The following is a 17925-nucleotide window of genomic DNA, read 5'->3' on the forward strand; positions in this document are numbered from 1 at the left end:
GGGGATCAGCGGATCAGCGGTACGAACCGGTAGATCCCGTGCCGGCTGATCTGCGGAGTGCCGTCCGCGTCGACGATGACCCGTGTCATCGAGCCGGCCACGGGAATGACGAGGATCCCCTCCGGCGCGAGCTGCTCCACGAGCTCGTACGGGAGGCTGTCGCTCATCGCCGACACGAGGATGCGGTCGTACGGCGCGTTCTGGGGTCGACCCAGCTCGTGCTTGGTGGCGCTCTCGATGCGGGTCCAGCTCATGCCCTCGCCCGCGAGGTTCTCCCGCCCCCACTCGACCAGCGCCGGCACGATCTCGCACCCGATGACGCAGCCGTCCGGACCGACCAAGTGCCCGAGCAACGCCGTCGTCCAGCCCGTGCCGGAACCGACATCGAGCACGCGCATGCCCGGCCGTACGTCGAGCAGCTCCAGCATGTCGACGACCGTCGAGGGCTGCGAGCACGTCTGCCCGTGGCCGACCTCCAACGCCTGGTCGAGGCCGGCTGAGCCCCGCTGTGCCCGCGGCAGGAAGTGCGCGCGCGGCACCGCGCGCATCGCCTCTGCCACAGGCGTGTCCATGCTCCGAACCTACTCTTAGGGTGGGGTCATGGGCCTGCGTTGTGTGACCGGTGATGCGCTGACCGCGCAGGACGTCTACGACATCTGGAAGATCCGCGACGCGGTGTTCGCGGTCGAGCAACAGGTCGACGAGGAGGACGTCGACGGCCGAGACCTGCTGCCCACGACGACGCACCTGTGGCTTGAGGACGCCGATGGTCCGACGAGCTATCTGCGGGTCTACGTCGGGGATGACGGCGTCCGCCACATCGGCCGGGTCTGCACGCGCAAGGATCAACGCGGGCAGGGACTGTCGGGGCAGCTCATGGCCGAGGTGGCGCGCCTGTGGGGCGACAGCGAGCTGCAGCTCAACGCCCAGTCCTACCTCGAGCGTTGGTACGAGTCGTTCGGCTACGCACGCTCGGGTGACGACTACTACGAGGCGGGCATCCTCCACACACCCATGTCGAGGACTCCGTCGGCTGCCCGCTGACCTCGGCTGCTGCCTTCCTGATCGCCGACTCTAGGAAGTCGCGGTCACTTCGGAGACTGCCTCGGCCACATCGCCCTTGACCTTGGTGGCGTAGTCGCTGACCGCGTCGGCCGCCGCCTGGAACTCCTCGCGGTAGCTGAACGAGAAGTTGCGGCGACTCTCGATGCTGTTGGCCAGGAGCGACGCTTGGTCGATGACGTACTGCGCAGCGTCGTGCACCTTCTGCGCCAGCTTCTCCTGGCCCTGAGGCACCGTGACCCGGTCGAACTCGTCGCGGGCCCGGACGAACGCCGGGATCAGCTCGGACCGCACTCGCGTGCTCGTGGTGATGAATCCGTATCCCACGTAGTCGGTAGCCCGGAGCTCGAGCACCTTGCGCGCGGCGACGATGAACGCCAGCGCGGTGTCGGCCCTGCGCAGCGTGGTGCTGAGCCGTTTGAACGGCTGCAGCACGGTCGCCTCGGTCTGCAGCGCCTCGGCGTACGACGTGGAGTGCTCGCGACCGTATGCCGGCGCGTCGGCCAGGCGCGGTGGCTCCGCGATGGCGCGGTCGACCACCTTGCTCAAGGCTCCGGGGTCCTTCGCGTCAGCTGCCTCGACCTTGGCGATGACCGACGACCGGAACTTCTCGACCTGCGCGAGATAGTCCTGCGCGACCATGTCCGCCTCACCGACCTGGCTGGACTGCCGCTGGTCCTGCACCACGACGAGCGCGCCGATGACGACCGCTATCACGACCGTCAGCAGGACCGGCAGGGCGACCACGGCCCTGCGCATCGGCACGTTCACCCCCACACAGTCCCAGCGTCGGGAAAGCGGGTCAATCCATCAGCCGTTGATGCGCGACGCCACCCCGTGCCGGCGCAGCCCATAGGTGAGCGCGTCGACCAAGGCCTCCCAGGACGCCTCGATGATGTTGGCGCCGACGCCGACCGTGACCCACGAGTCCTTGCCGTCCGACGTCTCGATCAACACGCGGGTGACGGCATCGGTGCCGTGCCCCTGGTCGAGGATGCGGACGCGGAAGTCGATCAGGTGGAAGCGTGCGACGTCGGGATAGACCTGCTCGATGGCCTGGCGTAGCGCATGGTCGAGCGCGTTGACGGGGCCATTGCCCTCGCCGATCACCGCCAGGCGTACGCCTCCGGCGACCAGCTTGACCGTGGCCTCGGCGACGGCGTCGTCACCGCGGGCCGACTCGGCGAGCACCCGCCAGGACTCGACGTCGAAGTACGAGGGCCGAGCCCCGTCCATCTCCTCGGCGAGGAGCAGCTCGAACGACGCATCGGCGGCCTCGAACGTGTAGCCGGACTGCTCCATCGACTTGACCCGGTCGGTGACCCGCGCCAGGCGTACGGGGTCGTTGGCCAGGTCGAATCCCAGCTCCTTGCCCTTGAGCTCGATCGTGGCCCGCCCGGCCATCTCCGAGACCAGCAGCCGCATGTCGTTGCCGACCAGCGCGGGGTCGATGTGCTGGTAGAGGTTCGGGTCGACCCGGATCGCGCTCGCGTGCAGGCCGGCCTTGTGGGCGAATGCCGAGACGCCGGTGTACGCCTGGCGCGCCGACGGCGGATAGTTCGTGATCTCGGCGATCGCGTGCGAGATGCGAGTCGCCTCCGCGAGGCGACCTTCCGGGAGCGCTGGAATGCCCAGCTTGAGCTCGAGGTTGGCCACGCACGTCACCAGGTCGGCGTTGCCCGTGCGCTCGCCGTAGCCGTTGACGCAGCCCTGCACGTGCGTCGCGCCGGCCTGGACCGCCGCCATCGAGTTGGCGACCGCGCAGCCGGTGTCATTGTGCGCGTGGATGCCGAGGCGTACGCCGGTCTGGGCGACATCCGTGACGATCTCGGTGACCCAGTGCGGCAGCATGCCGCCGTTGGTGTCGCACAGGATGACGACCTCAGCGCCCGCGTCACCCGCAGCGCGTACGACCTCGAGGGCGTAGTCACGGTTGGCGCGGTAGCCGTCGAAGAAGTGCTCGAGGTCGACGAAGACCCGCTGGCCCTCCTCGCGCAGGTAGGTCACGGTGTCACGCACCATCGCGAGGTTCTCCTCGAGCGTCGTGCGGAGCGCCTCCGTGACGTGCCGGTCGTGACTCTTGGCGACCAGCGTCACGACGGACGCGCCGGAGTCACGGAGCGCCTGGATCAGCGGGTCCTCCGAGGCCTGCACCCCGGCCCGGCGCGTGGCGCCGAACGCAGCCAGCGTCGCGTGCTTGAGGTCGAGCTCCTTGGCCGCGAGGGCGAAGAACTCGGTGTCCTTGGGGTTCGACCCGGGCCAGCCACCCTCGATGTAGCCGACGCCGAGGTCGTCGAGGTGGCGCGCGATGTGCATCTTGTCCTGCACGGAGAGGTTGAGGCCCTCCTGCTGTGCGCCGTCGCGCATCGTCGTGTCGTAGACGTGGAAGTCGCTCACGCTCTGGTGTCCTGCGTTCACTGCGGTGTCCTTCGGTCCGGTCGGCATCTCGGTCAGGCATGGCCCGTCCCGACACAAAAAATGCCCCCCAGAAGATGGGAGGCAGCGCGTCGGGAGCTTGGTGTCAGTGCCCGGCGCGCCTGTTGATAATGATCGAGATGCTCTGCATGCGGGTCAGTCTAGACTGATCGACCTATGACCGCCAGACCCGTCCCACTCGATCTGGAGCCGAGCGTCATGTACGCCGTCATGACGGCCGAGCCTCTGGAGACGGAGGACCTGATCCCGCCCCCCTCCCCCGAGCTGCTCCGTCACTACGGCTCGTCCGAGGTGGCCATGCGCCGCCTGCGCTCCCGCCCGCACCAGCGGCTGATCCTGCGTCAGACGACCCTCGAGGACGCGGCGTTCGCGATCCGCGACGCCCGGATCGACGCGCTGCTCCTCGCGGAGGAGCATGACGGGGTGGTGATCGACCTGAGCATTCCTCGCGTCGTCGAGTGGCGGTCCGACGAGGTCTCGCTCGCGCACGCGACACAGTGGTACACCGTCGACTACCTAGGGCTGTCCGACGGATACCTCCGCACGGTCGGGCTGAGGTCGTTCGGCCTGCCCGAGATCGTCGTCGAGGGCGTGGACGAGTCGGCGCACGCGATGTACAGCGCCGTCCTCGCCGGACTCGTCCATCGGCTCCTCGCCGAGTGGCCCGCCAATGACCCGGTCGGCCGCGCCACCGTGACGCTGCGGGATATCGCGTACGGCCTGGGCGACACCGAGGCCGCGTCGACACCCAAGGGGCGATCGATCGACGTCGAGATCACGTACGACGAGGACGACCACCTGCTCGGGGTCACCCTCGACGGCGACCCCGCCGAGGCGCTCTTCGCCCCCTGACGCGTCAGGTGGTCGGCTTCTCCTCGTGCTTCGACCTCTTGGGGGCCAGGTGGGCCAAGGTCTCAGGACGCAGGATCGCCTCGAGCTTCTCGGGCGGCAGCAGCTGGCGCTCGAGCACGATCTCGGCCACGCCGCGGCCCGTGGCGAGAGCCTCCTGCGCGACGTCCGTCGCCGCGGCATACCCGATGTAGGGGTTGAGGGCCGTGACCAGGCCGATCGAGTTCTCGACCTCGTTGCGCAGCAGCTCGACGTTGGCGGTGATGCCGTCGACGCAGCGGCTCGCCAGCACGAGGATCGCTTCGCGCAACCGCGAGATGCCGGCCGACAGCGAGTAGCAGATGATCGGCTCGAACGCGTTGAGCTGGAGCTGCCCGGCCTCGGCCGCCATCGTGACCGTCATGTCATGGCCGATGACCTGGAACGCCACCTGGTTGACGACCTCGGGGATGACCGGGTTGACCTTGCCGGGCATGATGCTCGACCCGGCCTGGACGGCGGGGAGGTTGATCTCGTTGAAGCCGGCTCGCGGACCTGAGGACAGCAGTCGCAGATCGTTGCAGATCTTCGACAGCTTGACGGCGACGCGCTTGAGCGTGCCCGACAGCTGCACGAACGCACCGCAGTCCTGGGTGGCCTCGATCAGGTCGATCGCGCTCTCGAGCGGCAGCCCCGTGATCCGCGACAGGTGGGCGCAAGCGGCCGGCACGTAGCCCTCAGGGGCGTTGAGCTGGGTGCCGATCGCGGTCGCACCGAGGTTGATCTCGTGCAGCAGCAGGACGGCCTCGGAGAGCCGGCTGCGGTCCTCCGAGATCATCAGCGAGTACGTCCGGAACTCCTGCCCCAACGTCATCGGGACGGCATCCTGCAGCTGGGTGCGGCCCATCTTGAGCACGTCGTGGAACTCGTCAGCCTTGGCTGCGAACGACGCCTCCAGCACCGCCATCGCGTCGAGCAACGCGTGCGTTGCCAGGATGATGGCGATCTTGACCGCTGTCGGGTAGACGTCGTTGGTCGACTGGCTCAGGTTGATGTGCTCGTTGGGATGGATGACGTGATAGTCGCCCTTCTTGTGCCCCATCAGCTCAAGAGCACGGTTGGCGATGACCTCGTTGGCGTTCATGTTGGTCGAGGTGCCGGCGCCACCCTGGATGACGTCGACGATGAACTCGTCGCGCAGCTCGCCGCTACGGATCTCCTCGCAGGCATCGCGGATCGCGGCGAAGCGCTCGTCGTCGAGCAGGCCCAGATCATGGTTCGCGGTCGCCGCGGCTTCCTTGACCGCCGCCAGCGCCTCGACGAGGAACGGGCTCGTGCCGATCGGGATGCCCGTGATGGGGAAGTTCTCGAGGGCGCGGAGTGTGTGCACACCCCAATAGGCCTCGAGGGGGACGTCACGGTCGCCGATCAAATCGTGTTCGGAACGCGTGGCAATGGTCATGTGCAGCCTCCAGTGACGGGGCGCGACGTTGAGCCCCACATGGCGACCATAGAGCAATCCGGTGCCACATGCGGAAGGGGATGACTGTACTCATCAGTACAGTCATCCCCTTCGCATCGGGCGATTGAAATGCGCGTTCCAGCTCAGATCACCTGGTGGAGCCAACCGTGCTGGTCAGGCGCCCGGCCGTACTGGATGTCGACGAGCGCCGAGCGGATGTCCGTCGTGATCTTGCCGGCCTCACCATCGCCGCTGACCGCTTCGCCGCCGTCCCACTTGAGCGAGCTGATCGGCGTCACGACAGCCGCCGTGCCGCACGCGAAGACCTCGGTGATCGAGCCGTCGGCAGTGCCATCACGCCACTCGTCGATGCTCACTCGCCGTTCGGTCACGGCGTAGCCGAGGTCGCGGGCGATCTGCAGGATCGAGTCGCGGGTGACGCCCTCGAGGATCGAGCCGGACAGCTCGGGCGTGACGATCGAGCCGTCGGCGTGCACGAAGAACAGGTTCATCCCACCAAGCTCTTCGACCCACTTGTGCTCGGTCGAGTCCAGGAATGCCACCTGCGCGCAGCCGTGCTCGGCCGCCTCCCGCTGCGGGAGCAGGCTCGCGGCGTAGTTGCCGCCGCACTTGGCTGCTCCGGTGCCACCGGCGCCGGCTCGGGAGTACTCCGAGGACAGCCAGATCGACACCGCCTGGACGCCACCCGGGAAGTAGGCGCCGGCCGGTGAGGCGATGACCGAGTAGGTCACGTGCTGGCTCGGTCGCACGCCGAGGAAGACCTCGGAGGCATACATGAACGGCCGCAGGTAGAGGCTCTTCTCCCCTCCGGACGGGATCCAGGCCCGGTCGGCGATGATCAGGTCCCGGATCGAGCCGAGGAACCAGTCGGTCGGCAGCTCCGGCAGCGCCAGGCGGCGCGCCGAGCGGCGCAGGCGCTCCGCGTTGACGTCGGGCCGGAACAGCCAGACCGAGCCGTCGTCGTGGACGTACGCCTTGAGGCCCTCAAAGATCTCCTGCGCGTAGTGCAGCACCGCGGTCGCCGGGTCCATCAGCAGCGGACCGTAGGGAACGACCCGGGCATTCGCCCAGCCCGTGTCAGGCGTCCACTCGGACAGGAACATGTGGTCCGTGAAGTGGTTGCCGAAGCCGGGGTTGGCGAGGATGGCTTCGCGCTGCTCGTCGGTCTTCGCGGCTGGGTTGGCCTCGAACGTGCTGGCGAAATGGTCGGAAGTCATAGTAATCACGTTAGTACTTTCTGGGGTCAAGGGTAAGCGGTCATTAACCGACCGCTACGCCCTCGGCCACGCGTGAAGCTATGGCCTCTCCCACCTCCTCGGTGGTGCGAGGAGCGGCGCCGCGCCCGGCGATGTCGGCCTCGACTGCGGAGCTGATGCGCGTGGCCGCCTCGGGCAGGCCGAGGTGCTCGAGCAGGAGAGCACCCGAGAGGATCGCGGCCGTCGGGTCGGCCTTGTGCTGGCCGGCGATGTCGGGCGCCGAGCCGTGGACCGGCTCGAACATGCTGGGTGCCGTGCGATCGGGGTTGACGTTGCCGCTCGCCGCGAGGCCGATGCCACCGGTGATGGCCGCGGCAAGGTCCGTGAGGATGTCGCCGAAGAGGTTGTCGGTCACGATGACGTCGAATCGGGCAGGATCCGTGACGAGGAAGATCGTCGCCGCGTCGACGTGGAGGTAGTCCACCGCGACGTCGGGGAACTCGGCCGCGACGGCGTCGACCGTGCGCGTCCACAGGTGGCCGGCGTGCACCAGCACGTTGTTCTTGTGGACCAGCGTCAGCTTCTTGCGGGGCCGCGCCTGGGCGCGGGCGAACGCGTCACGGACGACACGCTCGACGCCGTAGGCCGTGTTGATGCTGACCTCGGTCGCAAGCTCGTGGGGCGTGCCGACGCGGATCGCGCCGCCGTTGCCGACGTAGGGACCCTCCGTGCCCTCGCGCACGACGACGAAGTCGATCGCTCCGGGATCGGCCAGCGGGGTCTGGACACCCGCGAAGAGCTTGGACGGGCGCAGGTTGACGTAGTGGTCGAGGGCGAATCGCAGCTTGAGCAGCAGACCGCGCTCGAGGACGCCGGACGGCACGCTCGGGTCGCCCACGGCACCGAGCAGGATCGCGTCGTGGCCGCGGATCTCCTTGAGCACCGAGTCGGGCAGGGTCTCTCCCGTGGCGTGCCAACGCTTGGCGCCGAGGTCGTACTCGGTGCTGCTGAACGCGGCGTCGTGGTCGGCGGCGACGAGGTTGAGGACCTGGAGGGCCTGGGCGGTCACTTCGGGTCCGATGCCGTCTCCGGGCACCACTGCAAGGGAAAACGAGCGAGTCATGAGCGTCATTCTAGGCAGGCAGGTCTCAGGATGTGAAACCTGCATCTTGGTATGTGGTCAGTTGTCGTCGGGTCGGTCGGACAACTCGAACTCAGGCGTCGAGGCCTCGTCGCGCAGGTGCGCGGGGCCCCACTCCATCAGCTGGGGTTCCATGGCGATCTCCTTCGGTGTGGACGGGAACGGGTCCCGGCGGGGGTCCGCCGTTCCACCAGACACGTGTCCGGAGATCATCCGAGGAGAGTACGAAAGCGAGCGATCAGATCATGATCAGCAACCCTGCGGCGGAACGGCGGGCCAACGCCGAAACTCCGCGGCAGGGTGTAGCCCTAAGAGGCCCTGCCGCGGCAAGCGATTACTACAAGCTGCTTCCGCATAGTTCGGCCAGTGTAGGCGCGTAGCGCCGTCTTGTCCGGCAAACGTGGGGCGCGTCTCAGCGCGCGAGATGAGACGGGCGTGCCGTGTCATCGGATCGTGACAGACTGGCCACGTGAGCGCCCCCGCTGAAGTCCCCGCGCTCGTCTCGAGCACTCTCGACCTGTCCCGCCAGCGCGGGTTCATCACGTCGATCCGCAACGAGACGGGTCGACTGCTGGCGTCGCTGGCCGCCTCGCGCACCGGCACGCTCGCCGAGCTCGGCACCGGGTGCGGCGTCGGTTCGGCGTGGCTCTCCAGCGGTGCGCCCAAGGATGCTCGGGTCGTCAGCGCCGAGCTCGATCCGGCACTGGCCGGCGATGTGCAGAAGATCTTCGCCGACACCGACAACGTCGACGTGATCGCCGGCGACTGGTCGACGCTCGAGCAGTACGCCCCGTTCTCGCTGCTGTTCGTCGACGTCCGTGAGGTCATGCAGGACATCGACGTCATCGCCGACCTGCTCGAGCCCGGAGGCATCGCCGTGCTGGACGACTTCGTGCCATCGGCGTTCTGGCCGCCGATCGTCGAGGGCCGCGTCGACACGGTCCGCGAGCAGTGGCTCACCGACGAGCGGTTCGCCGCCGTCGAGATGCTGATCGACGTCGACGCCTCGCTGATCATCGCGACGCGGCGCTGACGCCCTAGCGATACCCCGCCCGATGGGCGCCCGGCGCGCGAACGGCCCGGGCGGCCAGAGCGACCTCGGCCTCGGGCGGCGCAGGCGGCGGCTCCTCGCGATTGCCCAGCGCACTGTGCCGGCGACCGTAGATCACGTAGATCACGAGCCCGACCACCATCCACACGCCGAAGTTGCGCCACGTCGACCAGGTCAGGCTGAGGGACAACCAGATCGTCGCGAGCAGCGAGAGGATCGGGACCAACGGCACGAGCGGGACACGGAAACCGCGTTCGAGGTCGGGCTGCGACTTGCGCAACCGGATCACACCGACCGCACAGAACGCGAACGCGAACAGCGTGCCGAGCACCAAGAGCTGCTCCCGGTTGGCGGTGCCGGGATCGAGTGCCAGACCGGCCGCTGCGAGACCGGCGACGAGTGCCGCCCGGGACGGCGATGAACCGGCGCCGATGCGGGCCAGTCCCCGAGGCAGCAGGCCGTCGCGCCCCATCGCGAACAGCACGCGGCTCTGGGCGATCAGAACCACCAGCACGACAGTCGTGAGACCGAACAGGGCACCCACGTTGATGACGTCGCCGCTCCACCCCGGCCCGACCCCACGGAGGGCGTCCGAGACGGGTGCGTTGGTGTTGAGCTCGCCGTACGGCTTCAGTCCCACGAGCACCGCCGCCATCGCGACATAGAGCGCCGTGACGATGCCGATCGAGGCGAGCATCGCGCGCGGCACCGATCGTCGGGGGTTACGGGCGTCCTCGGAAGCCGTCGCGATGAGGTCGAAGCCGATGAACGCGAACACGATGACCCCGGCGGCGGTGAAGATGCCCACGATCCCGAACGCATCGCCGGATCCGCCCAGGATGCTCTGCAGCACCGTGCCCTTCGCGCCCGCGCCAGAGTCGACGTCCGGAACGAATGGCGTGTAGTTGCCGGAGTCGACGTGGCGGGCGCCAACCGCAATGACCAGCACGACCGCGGTGAGCTTGACCGCCACGATCGTGGCCAGGACCCGCCCCGACAGCTTGGTGCCCAGCATGACCAGGAGCGCCAGCACGATCACGACGATCGCCGCGATCCAGCCGGTGCCCTTGTCGACCGACGAGTGCTCGGCCACGAATGTCGGTACCGCGACGTCGAAGCCGTCGAGCGTCGTCGCGAAGTACGCCGCCCAGACGCGGGAGACGAGTGCCGCGGCGACGACGAGCTCGAGAACCAGCGCCCAGCCGACGATCCAGGCCCACAACTCGCCGAAAGCCACATAGGCGAACGTGTAGACGCTGCCGGCGGTCGGCAGCGTCGAGGACAGCTCGGCGTACGAGAGCGCGGCGAGCAGGCACACCACGGCGGCGATGAGGAACGAGACGATCACGGCGGGGCCGGCCATCGTCGCGGCCTGTCTGCCGGCCAACGAGAAGATGCCCGCGCCGATCATGACGCCCAGCGCCAGCACGATGAGCAGGCCCGTGCCGAACACGGCTGGCAGGCGGTGACGGGCGTTGCTGATCCGCAGCATCGCAAGCTCGGGCGGGAGACGACGTGCCCTGCCGATCGAAGCATCGGCCATGCAGGCACACCCCTAGACATCAGCCTGGCCACCGGTGCGGCAACCACGTTGCGAGAAAGGTACCGGGGCTGAGGTCGCCTGTCAGCACTCCCCCGAGACGTCACACGCCTGAAATGTGCCGGAGATCCACCGAAAATGGACGGTCCTGCACCGACAGTCCGGATGTGGGACAAGATGGGGCCTTGGACACCAGCGTCTCAATTGCTGTCCAGGCGACGGAAAGGAGAGCGATGACCAGGGGCTACCTCGTCGTCGGCGCGATCGCGACCACGATCTATCTCCTCGTGCCGTCGACCCTGCTCTACTTCCTCATCGGCGTGTCGTGCGTGGCGGCGATCCTCGTCGGCCTCCGCGTCAACAAACCCGCCACGCCGTTGCCGTGGCTTCTCATGGCGGCCGGTCAGGCAGCATGGGTCGCCGGTGACGTCTTCTACGACCAGCCAGACCTGATCCACACGAATCCGCCCGCCTCCGACCTGGCCTACCTGTCGGCCTATCCGTTGCTCATCGCCGGACTGGCCGTGCTCGTCCATCGCCGGCGTCCGGGGCGCGACACCGCCGGCGTCATCGACAGCGCGATCGTGACGCTCGGCATCGGGCTCCTGTCATGGGTGCTCGTCGCGGACCCGATCATCGACGACACCAGCACACCGTGGGTCGAGCGCGCCATCGCCGCGGCCTATCCCGCCGGCGACATCGTGCTGCTGGCTCTGGTCGTACGCCTCGTGGCCGCACCGGGTGCGCGATCGGCAGCCTTCCGGCTGTTGGTCGCCGCGACGGCCGCCCTGATCGCCGCCGACACGGTGTTCGCCATGCAGACCAGCACCGCGTACGCGTCGATTCTCGACGGGCTCTGGCTCATCTCGTACGTCCTGTGGGGCGCTGCGGCACTGCATCCGACGATGGCTCAGCTGTCCACGCCGGCCGGGGTGCGCACGGCTCCGTTCACGGCGCGACGCCTTGCGGCGCTGGCCACGGCGGTGCTGATCGCCCCCGTGCTGCTGGTCGTCAGCCTGACGCACGGCCTGGAGGTCGACACCTGGACCCTCGTGCTGGGTGCCAGCATGCTGTCCCTGCTCGTCGTGGCGCGCATGGCCTACAACATCGAGGAGATCCGCTCGACCGCCAGACAGCGGGACCAGCTCCGCTCCGACCTGTTCCACGAGGCATCACACGACGCCCTGACTGGTATGGCCAACAGCCCCTCCATGCGTCAGCAGATCGGGGCCGCGCTTCGCCGCGGCCGGCGAGAGGGCAGCTCCGTCGGCCTTCTGGTCGTCGATCTGGACGACTTCGACGAGATCAACGACCGCTTCGGTCACGGGACCGGCGACCTGGTCCTGCGAAGCGTCGCCCACCGGCTGCGAAGCCTCGTACGCGATGTGGACGTCGTGGGTCGGCTGGGCGGCGACCAGTTCGTCGTCCTGATCGACTCGGTGGCATCGGACCACGACGCCATGATCATGGCTGCGCACCTGTTGCCGTCGATCAACCAGCCGGTCGAGGTGTCGGGCCACACCGTGCCGATCAGTGCCAGCATCGGGGCAACGACCAGCATGGACGGCGGGACCGAACCCGATCAGCTGTTGCACGAGGCCAACGTCGCGATCCGACGAGCCAAGGCCTCGGGCCGGGGTCGGATCGAGGTGTTCGACAAGCGGCTGCGATCGGAGCTGAGCGAGCGGACGGCCATCGAGGCGGAGCTGCGTGCCGGCCTCGCGGCCGGTGAGATCGCGATCCAGTACCAGCCTGTCGTGGCGGTTCACACGGGGAGCGTCGAGGGTTACGAGGCGCAGCTCCAATGGGACCACCCGGATCGCGGGCTGCAGGGGCCGGAATCATTCCTGCCCATCGCCGCGACCTCCGACCTGATCTGCGAGATCGACCTGTGGACGCTCCGCGAGGCAACGACGGAGCTCTCGGAGCTGACCGCGGCCGACCCGGCGCGGTTCTGTGACCTCACGGTCACGGTGACGATCTCGGCACGGACCCTGGCCTCCCCCACGCTGGTCGAGGACGTCGAGGCCGCCCTGAGGAGTGCGGACCTCGCGCCTCACCGCCTCACGATCGGCGTGACCGAGATGGCGTTGGTCGATGTGCCCAACGCGATGCTGCCCTTGAGCGCACTCCGGCATGCCGGGGTGTTCGTGAGCATCGATGACTTCGGCACGGGCCGGACCCCGATCGGCCAGATCCAGCACCTGCCGGCCGATGCCATCAAGATCCACTCGACCCTCGTCAACTCACTGGAGCCGGGAGCGCGCGACCTGCTGGCGCTCCTGGTCAACGCCGCACATGGATCTGGCCTGCTGGTGGTGGCCGAAGGCGTCGAGGACGTCGAACAGCTCGCCGACCTGAGGTTGCTCGAGTGCGACTCGGCGCAGGGCTTCTACTCGGCGTCGCCCGATCCGACGACCGGGCCGGTCATCACGCACCCGTCGGTGCGAGGAGCACCGCGCCTGCGCATCGTGCCCGACCAATGAGGCTGCGGCGAGCCGTCTGACGTACGGGCCTGCGCATGCGGCAGGAAGAACTGCACGATGGGTCCGATCGTCAGGGCGTACAGGACCGTGCCCACCCCGACCGTCCCGCCGAGGGCGAAGCCGACTACCAGGACGCCGACCTCGATGACGGTGCGCCAGAACCGTACGCTGCGGCCCGTGCGCCGAACGAGGCCCAGCCACAGACCGTCGCGCGGTCCCGGGCCGAGCTGGGCGCCGATGTAGATCGCGCCGGCAAGCCCGTTGCCGACGACACCGCCGACGAGCAGCAAGCCACGCAGCCACAGGTTGTCGGGCTGGCTGATCACCGCGATGCCTGCATCGGCCGCGAGCCCGATCACGATGACGTTGAGAATCGTGCCGACACCTGGCATCTGCCGCAGTGGGATCCACAGCAGGAGCACGACGGCCCCGACGAGGATGACGACCTGCCCGAAGGTCAGTGGCAGCTGCTGCGCCAGCCCTTCGTGGAAGACGTCCCACGGGTCCAGACCCAGGGTCGACTCGACCATCATCGCCATCGTGAACCCATAGAGGCTCAGGCCGAAGAGGAGACGAGCAAGACGGTTGACCACGCTGGTCATCCAATCAGGCTGCGGTAGGGGTTCTTGAGGTCGACCTCCTCCCAATGACTGCGCGGCGGAGGCCGCACCCCGTAACCGTCGCCGCGAAGCGTACGGACGAGCTGGACGGCCAGCGCGAGGAACGCGACGGCCAGGACGGTGAGGAGAATGATGTGGTTCATGTATCCAGATTGATCCAAATTGGCATGGAGTTACATAGCCAATTGTGAAACAGTGGCATCGTGACGACATCGATCTCCGCTGCTGCCCTGGCCCGCCTCCTCGGACCGAAGGACTTTGCCGGTCCGGCATACCGAGAAATCGCGGACCGCATCCGCCTCCTCGCTGTCGATGGTCGGATCATCGATGGCAGCCGGCTGCCGTCCGAGCGAGAGCTCGCCACAGCCATGGACGTCAGCCGAACGACCACGAGCCGGGCCTATGCAGAGCTGCGCGATTCAGGTCTGCTGCTGTCCCGGCAGGGTTCAGGCAGCGTCGTCCATCTCCCGATGACGTCCTCCAGCACCAGCAGCCTGATCATCACGCCGGACGACGCCGACACGATCGCGCTGACGTACTCGGCGCCAGTCGGCCCGCCGGGGCTCGCCCGTGCGTTCGAGGCCGCTGCCGAGAAGCTTCCGGGCCTGCTGGCGACGACCGGCTACCTGCCCGACGGTCTGCCTGCGCTGCGCGAGGCTCTCGCGCAGCGCTACACCGAAGGCGGACTGCCGACCGATCCCGACCAGATCATCGTGACGTCCGGGGCCATGGGCGCCGTCTCGCTGTTGGCCCGTACGCTCCTCGACCCCGGACAGCGGGTGGTGGTCGAAGGCCTCAGCTATCCGCACGCTCATGAGTCGTTCGCGGCGGCCGGCGGTCGGTTGACTCCCCTGCCGATCGACGACAGGCCGTGGAACCCCACGGCGCTTCGGGCCGCCCTCGAGGGATCTCCGCACCGCGCGGCGTACATCGTGCCGGACTTCCACAATCCAACCGGAGCCGTCATGACTGACGACGAGCGAAGTGCGTGGGCATACGAGATGCGCCGCCACGATGTCGTCCCCGTCGTCGACGAGTCACTGCGCGAGATGAACCTCGATGGCATCGAGCTGCCGCCGGTGTTCGCCACCTACAACCCACGAGCGTTGATGATCGGTTCGTCCTCGAAGTCCTTCTGGGGCGGCCTTCGCGTGGGCTGGATCCGCGCGCCGAAGGCTGCGGTCATGCCGATCATCCAGGCCCGCATGATGGACGACCTGGGCTCCTCTGCTTTCGACCAGCTCGTCTTCGCCGAGCTCCTGGCCGAGGGTGGCCAGACTGCGGCGGCGGGAAGGGCGCGGCTGCGCGCGGCGCGTGACCACCTGCTTGCCGAGCTCGCGCGGGAGCTCCCTGACATCAAGGCGCCGTGCCCACCCGGTGGCCTGAGCCTGTGGGTCACCCTTCCAGGGCGGATGTCGTCCCGGCTCACGACAGCCGCGAGCCGTCACGGGCTGCTGCTCACGCCGGGTCCTCGCTTCTTCACCCACGCGGGGCCGGTCGGCGAACGGCACCTCCGTCTGCCCTACACGCAGTCCCACGAGACATTGACGGAAGCCGTGCAGCGCCTGCGTCTGGCGTACGAGGACGTGGTCACCGACACCACACGTGACTCGCGCCGCGAACGCACCGACATCCTCGAGCTCATCGCCTGACGCTCAATCGCGGCCGGTGTCGATGATGATCATCTCGGTGTCGTCCGGCGTGCCTGGCTGACGCGCTGAGTTGCCCGGGTAGTTGTTGTCGTTGGCGATCAGCAGGCGGCCCCGTGACAGCGGCACCAAGGTCTCGACCGACTGGAAGCCGAACGAGAACTGACCGCCGGTGCCCCAGCCTCCACCCTCGCTGATCCCCCGAGGATCAGCGATCTTCAACAGGTCAACCACAAGTGACTTGGCGAGCGGCGTCTTCGTGGAGGGTTCTGCGAGCCGCACTTCGTACACCCGCTTGGTCACGGCACTCGGGCCGTCGAAGTTGTCCCGTTCGAGGACGAGGAGCACTCCCGGCCTGATCATCTGGGCATCGGCGGCAAGGTTGGCGTCGGCATCGACGTGGTAGGCCCACGTCTTCCCGGTGTAGCGGCTCGTACGGGTGTCGAACTCCGAAATGACCCGCCGGCGCTTGTCTGCGTCATTGACGAGGGAGTTCTCGACGATCGGGTAGAGGTAGCGCCGATCCTGGGACTGCGCCATGGCCTCGAATCCGCCGCTGCGCTGGACGTTGGCCTGGTCGTCCCCGAGGTCCGGGTTCTGCGGGGACTTGCCGAGCGGGAACGGCACCGGCGCCGAGAGGATGCGGCCGCGGGAGTCGACGTGCAGCAGGAAGGGACCGAACTCATCGCCGATCCAGAATGATCCGTCCCGGCCGCGCTGGACCGACTCGATGTCGAAGTCGTCACCGGTCAGCTGCCGGTCGCTGGTCGCTTCGTTGACGAGCGGAAACTCGATCTTGTGGCGCGGGTCGGACAAGGTGATGTGACGCAACACCTCGACCTCGCCCACCCCACCATCAGCGGTCTTCCAGCGCGGCTTCACCAGGTAGAGCCGGAGCAGGAAGTCAGCCGAGTTGCCCTTGGCTCCGAACCCGTTGTCTGGCTGTGCCCAGAACGTCCCGTCCCGGTTGTCGATCGCCGCAGAGAACCCGGGAATCACCTGTCCGGGGAACGGTCCCTGACGACCATTGGCCGGCGTCGCCTTGGCGCCGGACGGCGGGCCGGGTGCCTGGTAGTCAGCGGAGAGCAGAGCCCTGGCCAGCAGCCGCGGCTCGTGGACGCTCTCGTGATGGCGGGTCGCCTGTCCAAATGCCGCGACCGGGACCAACACCGCGCACGCGAGGGTGATGGCGACGCTCCAGGCGACGCGGCGGCGGGATGGGACGAATGTGACCATGAACGACTCCTCTGATTTCCGAGTCGAGCGGTTCCCCCGCCCACACCGAGGCAACACGGCCATGGCAACGGCCAGACCAACGCCGGGCAAGTACCCGTTGAACTCCCCACACAGGAACGACGAAGGGGCGCCACCGCTGATGCGGTGACGCCCCTCTCGAGCTGGTTGGCTAGCGCGCGGCCTGACCGTCGACGTAGTCGGCGTCCTGCTGCTTCCACGAGAAGTGCGAGCGCAGGACCTTGCCGGTGGCCTCGATCGAGTGTCCGGCCTCCTTGTCACGCAGCTCGAGGAACTCCTTGCCGCCGTTGTCCTGGTCGGCGATGAAGCGCGTGGCGAACGTGCCGTCCTGGATCTCCTTGAGCACGTCCTGCATGCGCTCCTTGACCGAGGCATCGATGATGCGCGGACCGGAGACGTAGTCGCCGTACTCAGCGGTGTCGGAGACCGACCAACGCTGCTTGGCGATGCCGCCCTCCCACATGAGGTCGACGATGAGCTTGAGCTCGTGCAGCACCTCGAAGTAGGCGATCTCGGGCTGGTAGCCCGCCTCGGTCAGCGTCTCGAAACCGGCCTGGACGAGGTGCGAGACGCCGCCGCACAGCACGGCCTGCTCACCGAACAGGTCGGTCTCGGTCTCCTCGGTGAACGTCGTCTTGATGACGCCGGCCCGCGTGCCACCGATCGCCTTGGCGTACGACAGCGCGAGCTCCCACGCCTTGCCCGTGGCGTCCTGCTCGACACCGATGATGTCCGGGATGCCACGGCCGGCGACGAACTCACGGCGCACCGTGTGACCGGGTGCCTTGGGGGCGACCAGCGTGACGTCGACACCGGCCGGCGGCTTGATGTAGCCGTAGCGGATGTTGAAGCCGTGACCGAAGACAAGGGCGTCGCCGTCGACCAGGTTGGGCTCGATCGACTCGGCGTAGACGTGCCGCTGGACCTGGTCGGGCGTGAGGATGACGATGACGTCAGCCTCCTCGACCGCCTCGGCGACACCGAGGACGCGGAGACCCTGCTCCTCGGCCTTGGCCCGGCTCTTGGAGCCCTCGAGGAGGCCCACTCGTACGTCGACGCCGGAGTCACGCAGGTTCAGCGCATGCGCATGGCCCTGGCTTCCATAGCCGATGACCGCCACATGGCGGCCCTGGATGATGCTCAGATCTGCGTCGTCGTCGTAAAACAGTTCAGCCACGG

General features: G+C 68.0%; 17 protein-coding genes. 5 read left to right on the forward strand and 12 right to left on the reverse strand.

The window, feature by feature from the left end; translation table 11 throughout:
• Nucleotides 1–5: 5 nt before the first annotated feature.
• Nucleotides 6–572 carry a protein-L-isoaspartate O-methyltransferase family protein gene (locus AC1DVU_RS11475; RefSeq protein ID WP_476922567.1) on the reverse strand — a complete coding sequence of 189 codons (567 nt, stop codon included), beginning with the start codon at nucleotides 570–572 and terminating at the stop codon, nucleotides 6–8.
• A gap of 28 nt (nucleotides 573–600) precedes the next feature.
• On the opposite strand from AC1DVU_RS11475, the gene AC1DVU_RS11480 reads away from it, so the two are divergent.
• Nucleotides 601–1044 (forward strand): GNAT family N-acetyltransferase, encoded by a 444-nt coding sequence (locus tag AC1DVU_RS11480; protein ID WP_476922568.1) that lies wholly within the window; start codon nucleotides 601–603, stop codon nucleotides 1042–1044.
• A gap of 30 nt (nucleotides 1045–1074) precedes the next feature.
• Here AC1DVU_RS11480 and AC1DVU_RS11485 read toward each other — a convergent pair whose 3' ends face one another.
• Together AC1DVU_RS11485 and cimA are read right to left on the reverse strand one after the other, a co-directional pair.
• Nucleotides 1075–1827, reverse strand: a complete 753-nt coding sequence (locus AC1DVU_RS11485) for a hypothetical protein (RefSeq protein ID WP_476922569.1) — start codon at nucleotides 1825–1827, stop codon at nucleotides 1075–1077.
• Between the two features lie 45 nt (nucleotides 1828–1872).
• A complete protein-coding gene (gene cimA, locus AC1DVU_RS11490; protein WP_476922570.1) occupies nucleotides 1873–3480 on the reverse strand; it encodes a citramalate synthase in 1608 nt (535 codons plus the stop codon).
• Between the two features lie 174 nt (nucleotides 3481–3654).
• Between cimA and AC1DVU_RS11495 the strand changes: the two genes are divergently transcribed.
• Nucleotides 3655–4350 (forward strand): hypothetical protein, encoded by a 696-nt coding sequence (locus AC1DVU_RS11495; protein WP_476922571.1) that lies wholly within the window; start codon nucleotides 3655–3657, stop codon nucleotides 4348–4350.
• Between the two features lie 4 nt (nucleotides 4351–4354).
• Here AC1DVU_RS11495 and AC1DVU_RS11500 read toward each other — a convergent pair whose 3' ends face one another.
• The 4 genes from AC1DVU_RS11500 to AC1DVU_RS11515 form a co-directional block, all read right to left on the reverse strand.
• Entirely contained in the window at nucleotides 4355–5788 is a 1434-nt protein-coding gene (locus tag AC1DVU_RS11500) for an aspartate ammonia-lyase (RefSeq protein ID WP_476922572.1), read from the reverse strand.
• Nucleotides 5789–5931: 143 nt separating this feature from the next.
• Complete coding sequence (locus AC1DVU_RS11505) at nucleotides 5932–7026, reverse strand: branched-chain amino acid aminotransferase (RefSeq protein WP_476922573.1); 1095 nt, start codon at nucleotides 7024–7026, stop codon at nucleotides 5932–5934.
• Between the two features lie 43 nt (nucleotides 7027–7069).
• Nucleotides 7070–8128, reverse strand: a complete 1059-nt coding sequence (locus tag AC1DVU_RS11510) for a 3-isopropylmalate dehydrogenase (protein WP_476922574.1) — start codon at nucleotides 8126–8128, stop codon at nucleotides 7070–7072.
• Nucleotides 8129–8185: 57 nt separating this feature from the next.
• The gene (locus AC1DVU_RS11515; protein ID WP_476922575.1) at nucleotides 8186–8359 is read right to left on the reverse strand and encodes a hypothetical protein; all 174 of its coding nucleotides are present in this window, start codon (nucleotides 8357–8359) and stop codon (nucleotides 8186–8188) included.
• Between the two features lie 256 nt (nucleotides 8360–8615).
• On the opposite strand from AC1DVU_RS11515, the gene AC1DVU_RS11520 reads away from it, so the two are divergent.
• Nucleotides 8616–9179: an O-methyltransferase gene (locus tag AC1DVU_RS11520; RefSeq protein WP_159538412.1), complete on the forward strand. Its 564-nt coding sequence runs from the start codon at nucleotides 8616–8618 to the stop codon at nucleotides 9177–9179.
• A 4-nt stretch (nucleotides 9180–9183) separates the two neighbouring features.
• Here the strand turns inward: AC1DVU_RS11520 and AC1DVU_RS11525 are convergent, their stop codons facing one another.
• Complete coding sequence (locus AC1DVU_RS11525) at nucleotides 9184–10740, reverse strand: amino acid permease (RefSeq protein ID WP_476922576.1); 1557 nt, start codon at nucleotides 10738–10740, stop codon at nucleotides 9184–9186.
• A 230-nt stretch (nucleotides 10741–10970) separates the two neighbouring features.
• Here AC1DVU_RS11525 and AC1DVU_RS11530 point away from each other — a divergent pair, with 230 nt between their 5' ends.
• Complete coding sequence (locus AC1DVU_RS11530; RefSeq protein WP_476922577.1) at nucleotides 10971–13223, forward strand: putative bifunctional diguanylate cyclase/phosphodiesterase; 2253 nt, start codon at nucleotides 10971–10973, stop codon at nucleotides 13221–13223.
• On the opposite strand, the gene yczE is transcribed toward AC1DVU_RS11530, so the two are convergent.
• Nucleotides 13130–13825 (reverse strand): membrane protein YczE, encoded by a 696-nt coding sequence (gene yczE, locus AC1DVU_RS11535; protein ID WP_476922578.1) that lies wholly within the window; start codon nucleotides 13823–13825, stop codon nucleotides 13130–13132. The genes AC1DVU_RS11530 and yczE overlap by 94 nt on opposite strands.
• Entirely contained in the window at nucleotides 13822–13986 is a 165-nt protein-coding gene (locus AC1DVU_RS11540; RefSeq protein ID WP_476922579.1) for a hypothetical protein, read from the reverse strand. Before AC1DVU_RS11540 ends, yczE begins: the two co-directional genes overlap by 4 nt.
• Before the next feature lie 60 nt (nucleotides 13987–14046).
• Here AC1DVU_RS11540 and yczR point away from each other — a divergent pair, with 60 nt between their 5' ends.
• Nucleotides 14047–15495 carry a MocR-like transcription factor YczR gene (gene yczR, locus AC1DVU_RS11545; protein ID WP_476922580.1) on the forward strand — a complete coding sequence of 483 codons (1449 nt, stop codon included), beginning with the start codon at nucleotides 14047–14049 and terminating at the stop codon, nucleotides 15493–15495.
• A gap of 3 nt (nucleotides 15496–15498) precedes the next feature.
• On the opposite strand, the gene AC1DVU_RS11550 is transcribed toward yczR, so the two are convergent.
• Nucleotides 15499–16728, reverse strand: coding sequence for an esterase-like activity of phytase family protein (locus tag AC1DVU_RS11550; protein WP_476922581.1), 1230 nt, complete (start codon nucleotides 16726–16728; stop codon nucleotides 15499–15501).
• A 169-nt stretch (nucleotides 16729–16897) separates the two neighbouring features.
• On the reverse strand, nucleotides 16898–17923 hold the full coding sequence (gene ilvC / locus AC1DVU_RS11555) for a ketol-acid reductoisomerase (RefSeq protein ID WP_476922582.1): 1026 nt from the start codon (nucleotides 17921–17923) through the stop codon (nucleotides 16898–16900).
• Nucleotides 17924–17925 lie beyond the last annotated feature (2 nt).

The sequence above is a fragment of the Aeromicrobium sp. P2_G6 genome (assembly GCF_056403535.1).

What these genes read in the sequence shown, in the direction of transcription:
- AC1DVU_RS11500 (WP_476922572.1), bottom strand. Translation starts at nt 5,788, where the DNA reads ATGACCATTGCCACGCGTTCCGAACACGATTTGATCGGCGACCGTGAC.
- AC1DVU_RS11550 (WP_476922581.1), bottom strand. Translation starts at nt 16,728, where the DNA reads ATGGTCACATTCGTCCCATCCCGCCGCCGCGTCGCCTGGAGCGTCGCC.
- AC1DVU_RS11495 (WP_476922571.1), top strand. Translation starts at nt 3,655, where the DNA reads ATGACCGCCAGACCCGTCCCACTCGATCTGGAGCCGAGCGTCATGTAC.
- AC1DVU_RS11515 (WP_476922575.1), bottom strand. Translation starts at nt 8,359, where the DNA reads ATGATCTCCGGACACGTGTCTGGTGGAACGGCGGACCCCCGCCGGGAC.
- AC1DVU_RS11525 (WP_476922576.1), bottom strand. Translation starts at nt 10,740, where the DNA reads ATGGCCGATGCTTCGATCGGCAGGGCACGTCGTCTCCCGCCCGAGCTT.
- AC1DVU_RS11510 (WP_476922574.1), bottom strand. Translation starts at nt 8,128, where the DNA reads ATGACTCGCTCGTTTTCCCTTGCAGTGGTGCCCGGAGACGGCATCGGA.
- AC1DVU_RS11530 (WP_476922577.1), top strand. Translation starts at nt 10,971, where the DNA reads ATGACCAGGGGCTACCTCGTCGTCGGCGCGATCGCGACCACGATCTAT.
- AC1DVU_RS11480 (WP_476922568.1), top strand. Translation starts at nt 601, where the DNA reads ATGGGCCTGCGTTGTGTGACCGGTGATGCGCTGACCGCGCAGGACGTC.
- AC1DVU_RS11505 (WP_476922573.1), bottom strand. Translation starts at nt 7,026, where the DNA reads ATGACTTCCGACCATTTCGCCAGCACGTTCGAGGCCAACCCAGCCGCG.
- AC1DVU_RS11540 (WP_476922579.1), bottom strand. Translation starts at nt 13,986, where the DNA reads ATGAACCACATCATTCTCCTCACCGTCCTGGCCGTCGCGTTCCTCGCG.
- AC1DVU_RS11475 (WP_476922567.1), bottom strand. Translation starts at nt 572, where the DNA reads ATGGACACGCCTGTGGCAGAGGCGATGCGCGCGGTGCCGCGCGCGCAC.
- yczE (WP_476922578.1), bottom strand. Translation starts at nt 13,825, where the DNA reads ATGACCAGCGTGGTCAACCGTCTTGCTCGTCTCCTCTTCGGCCTGAGC.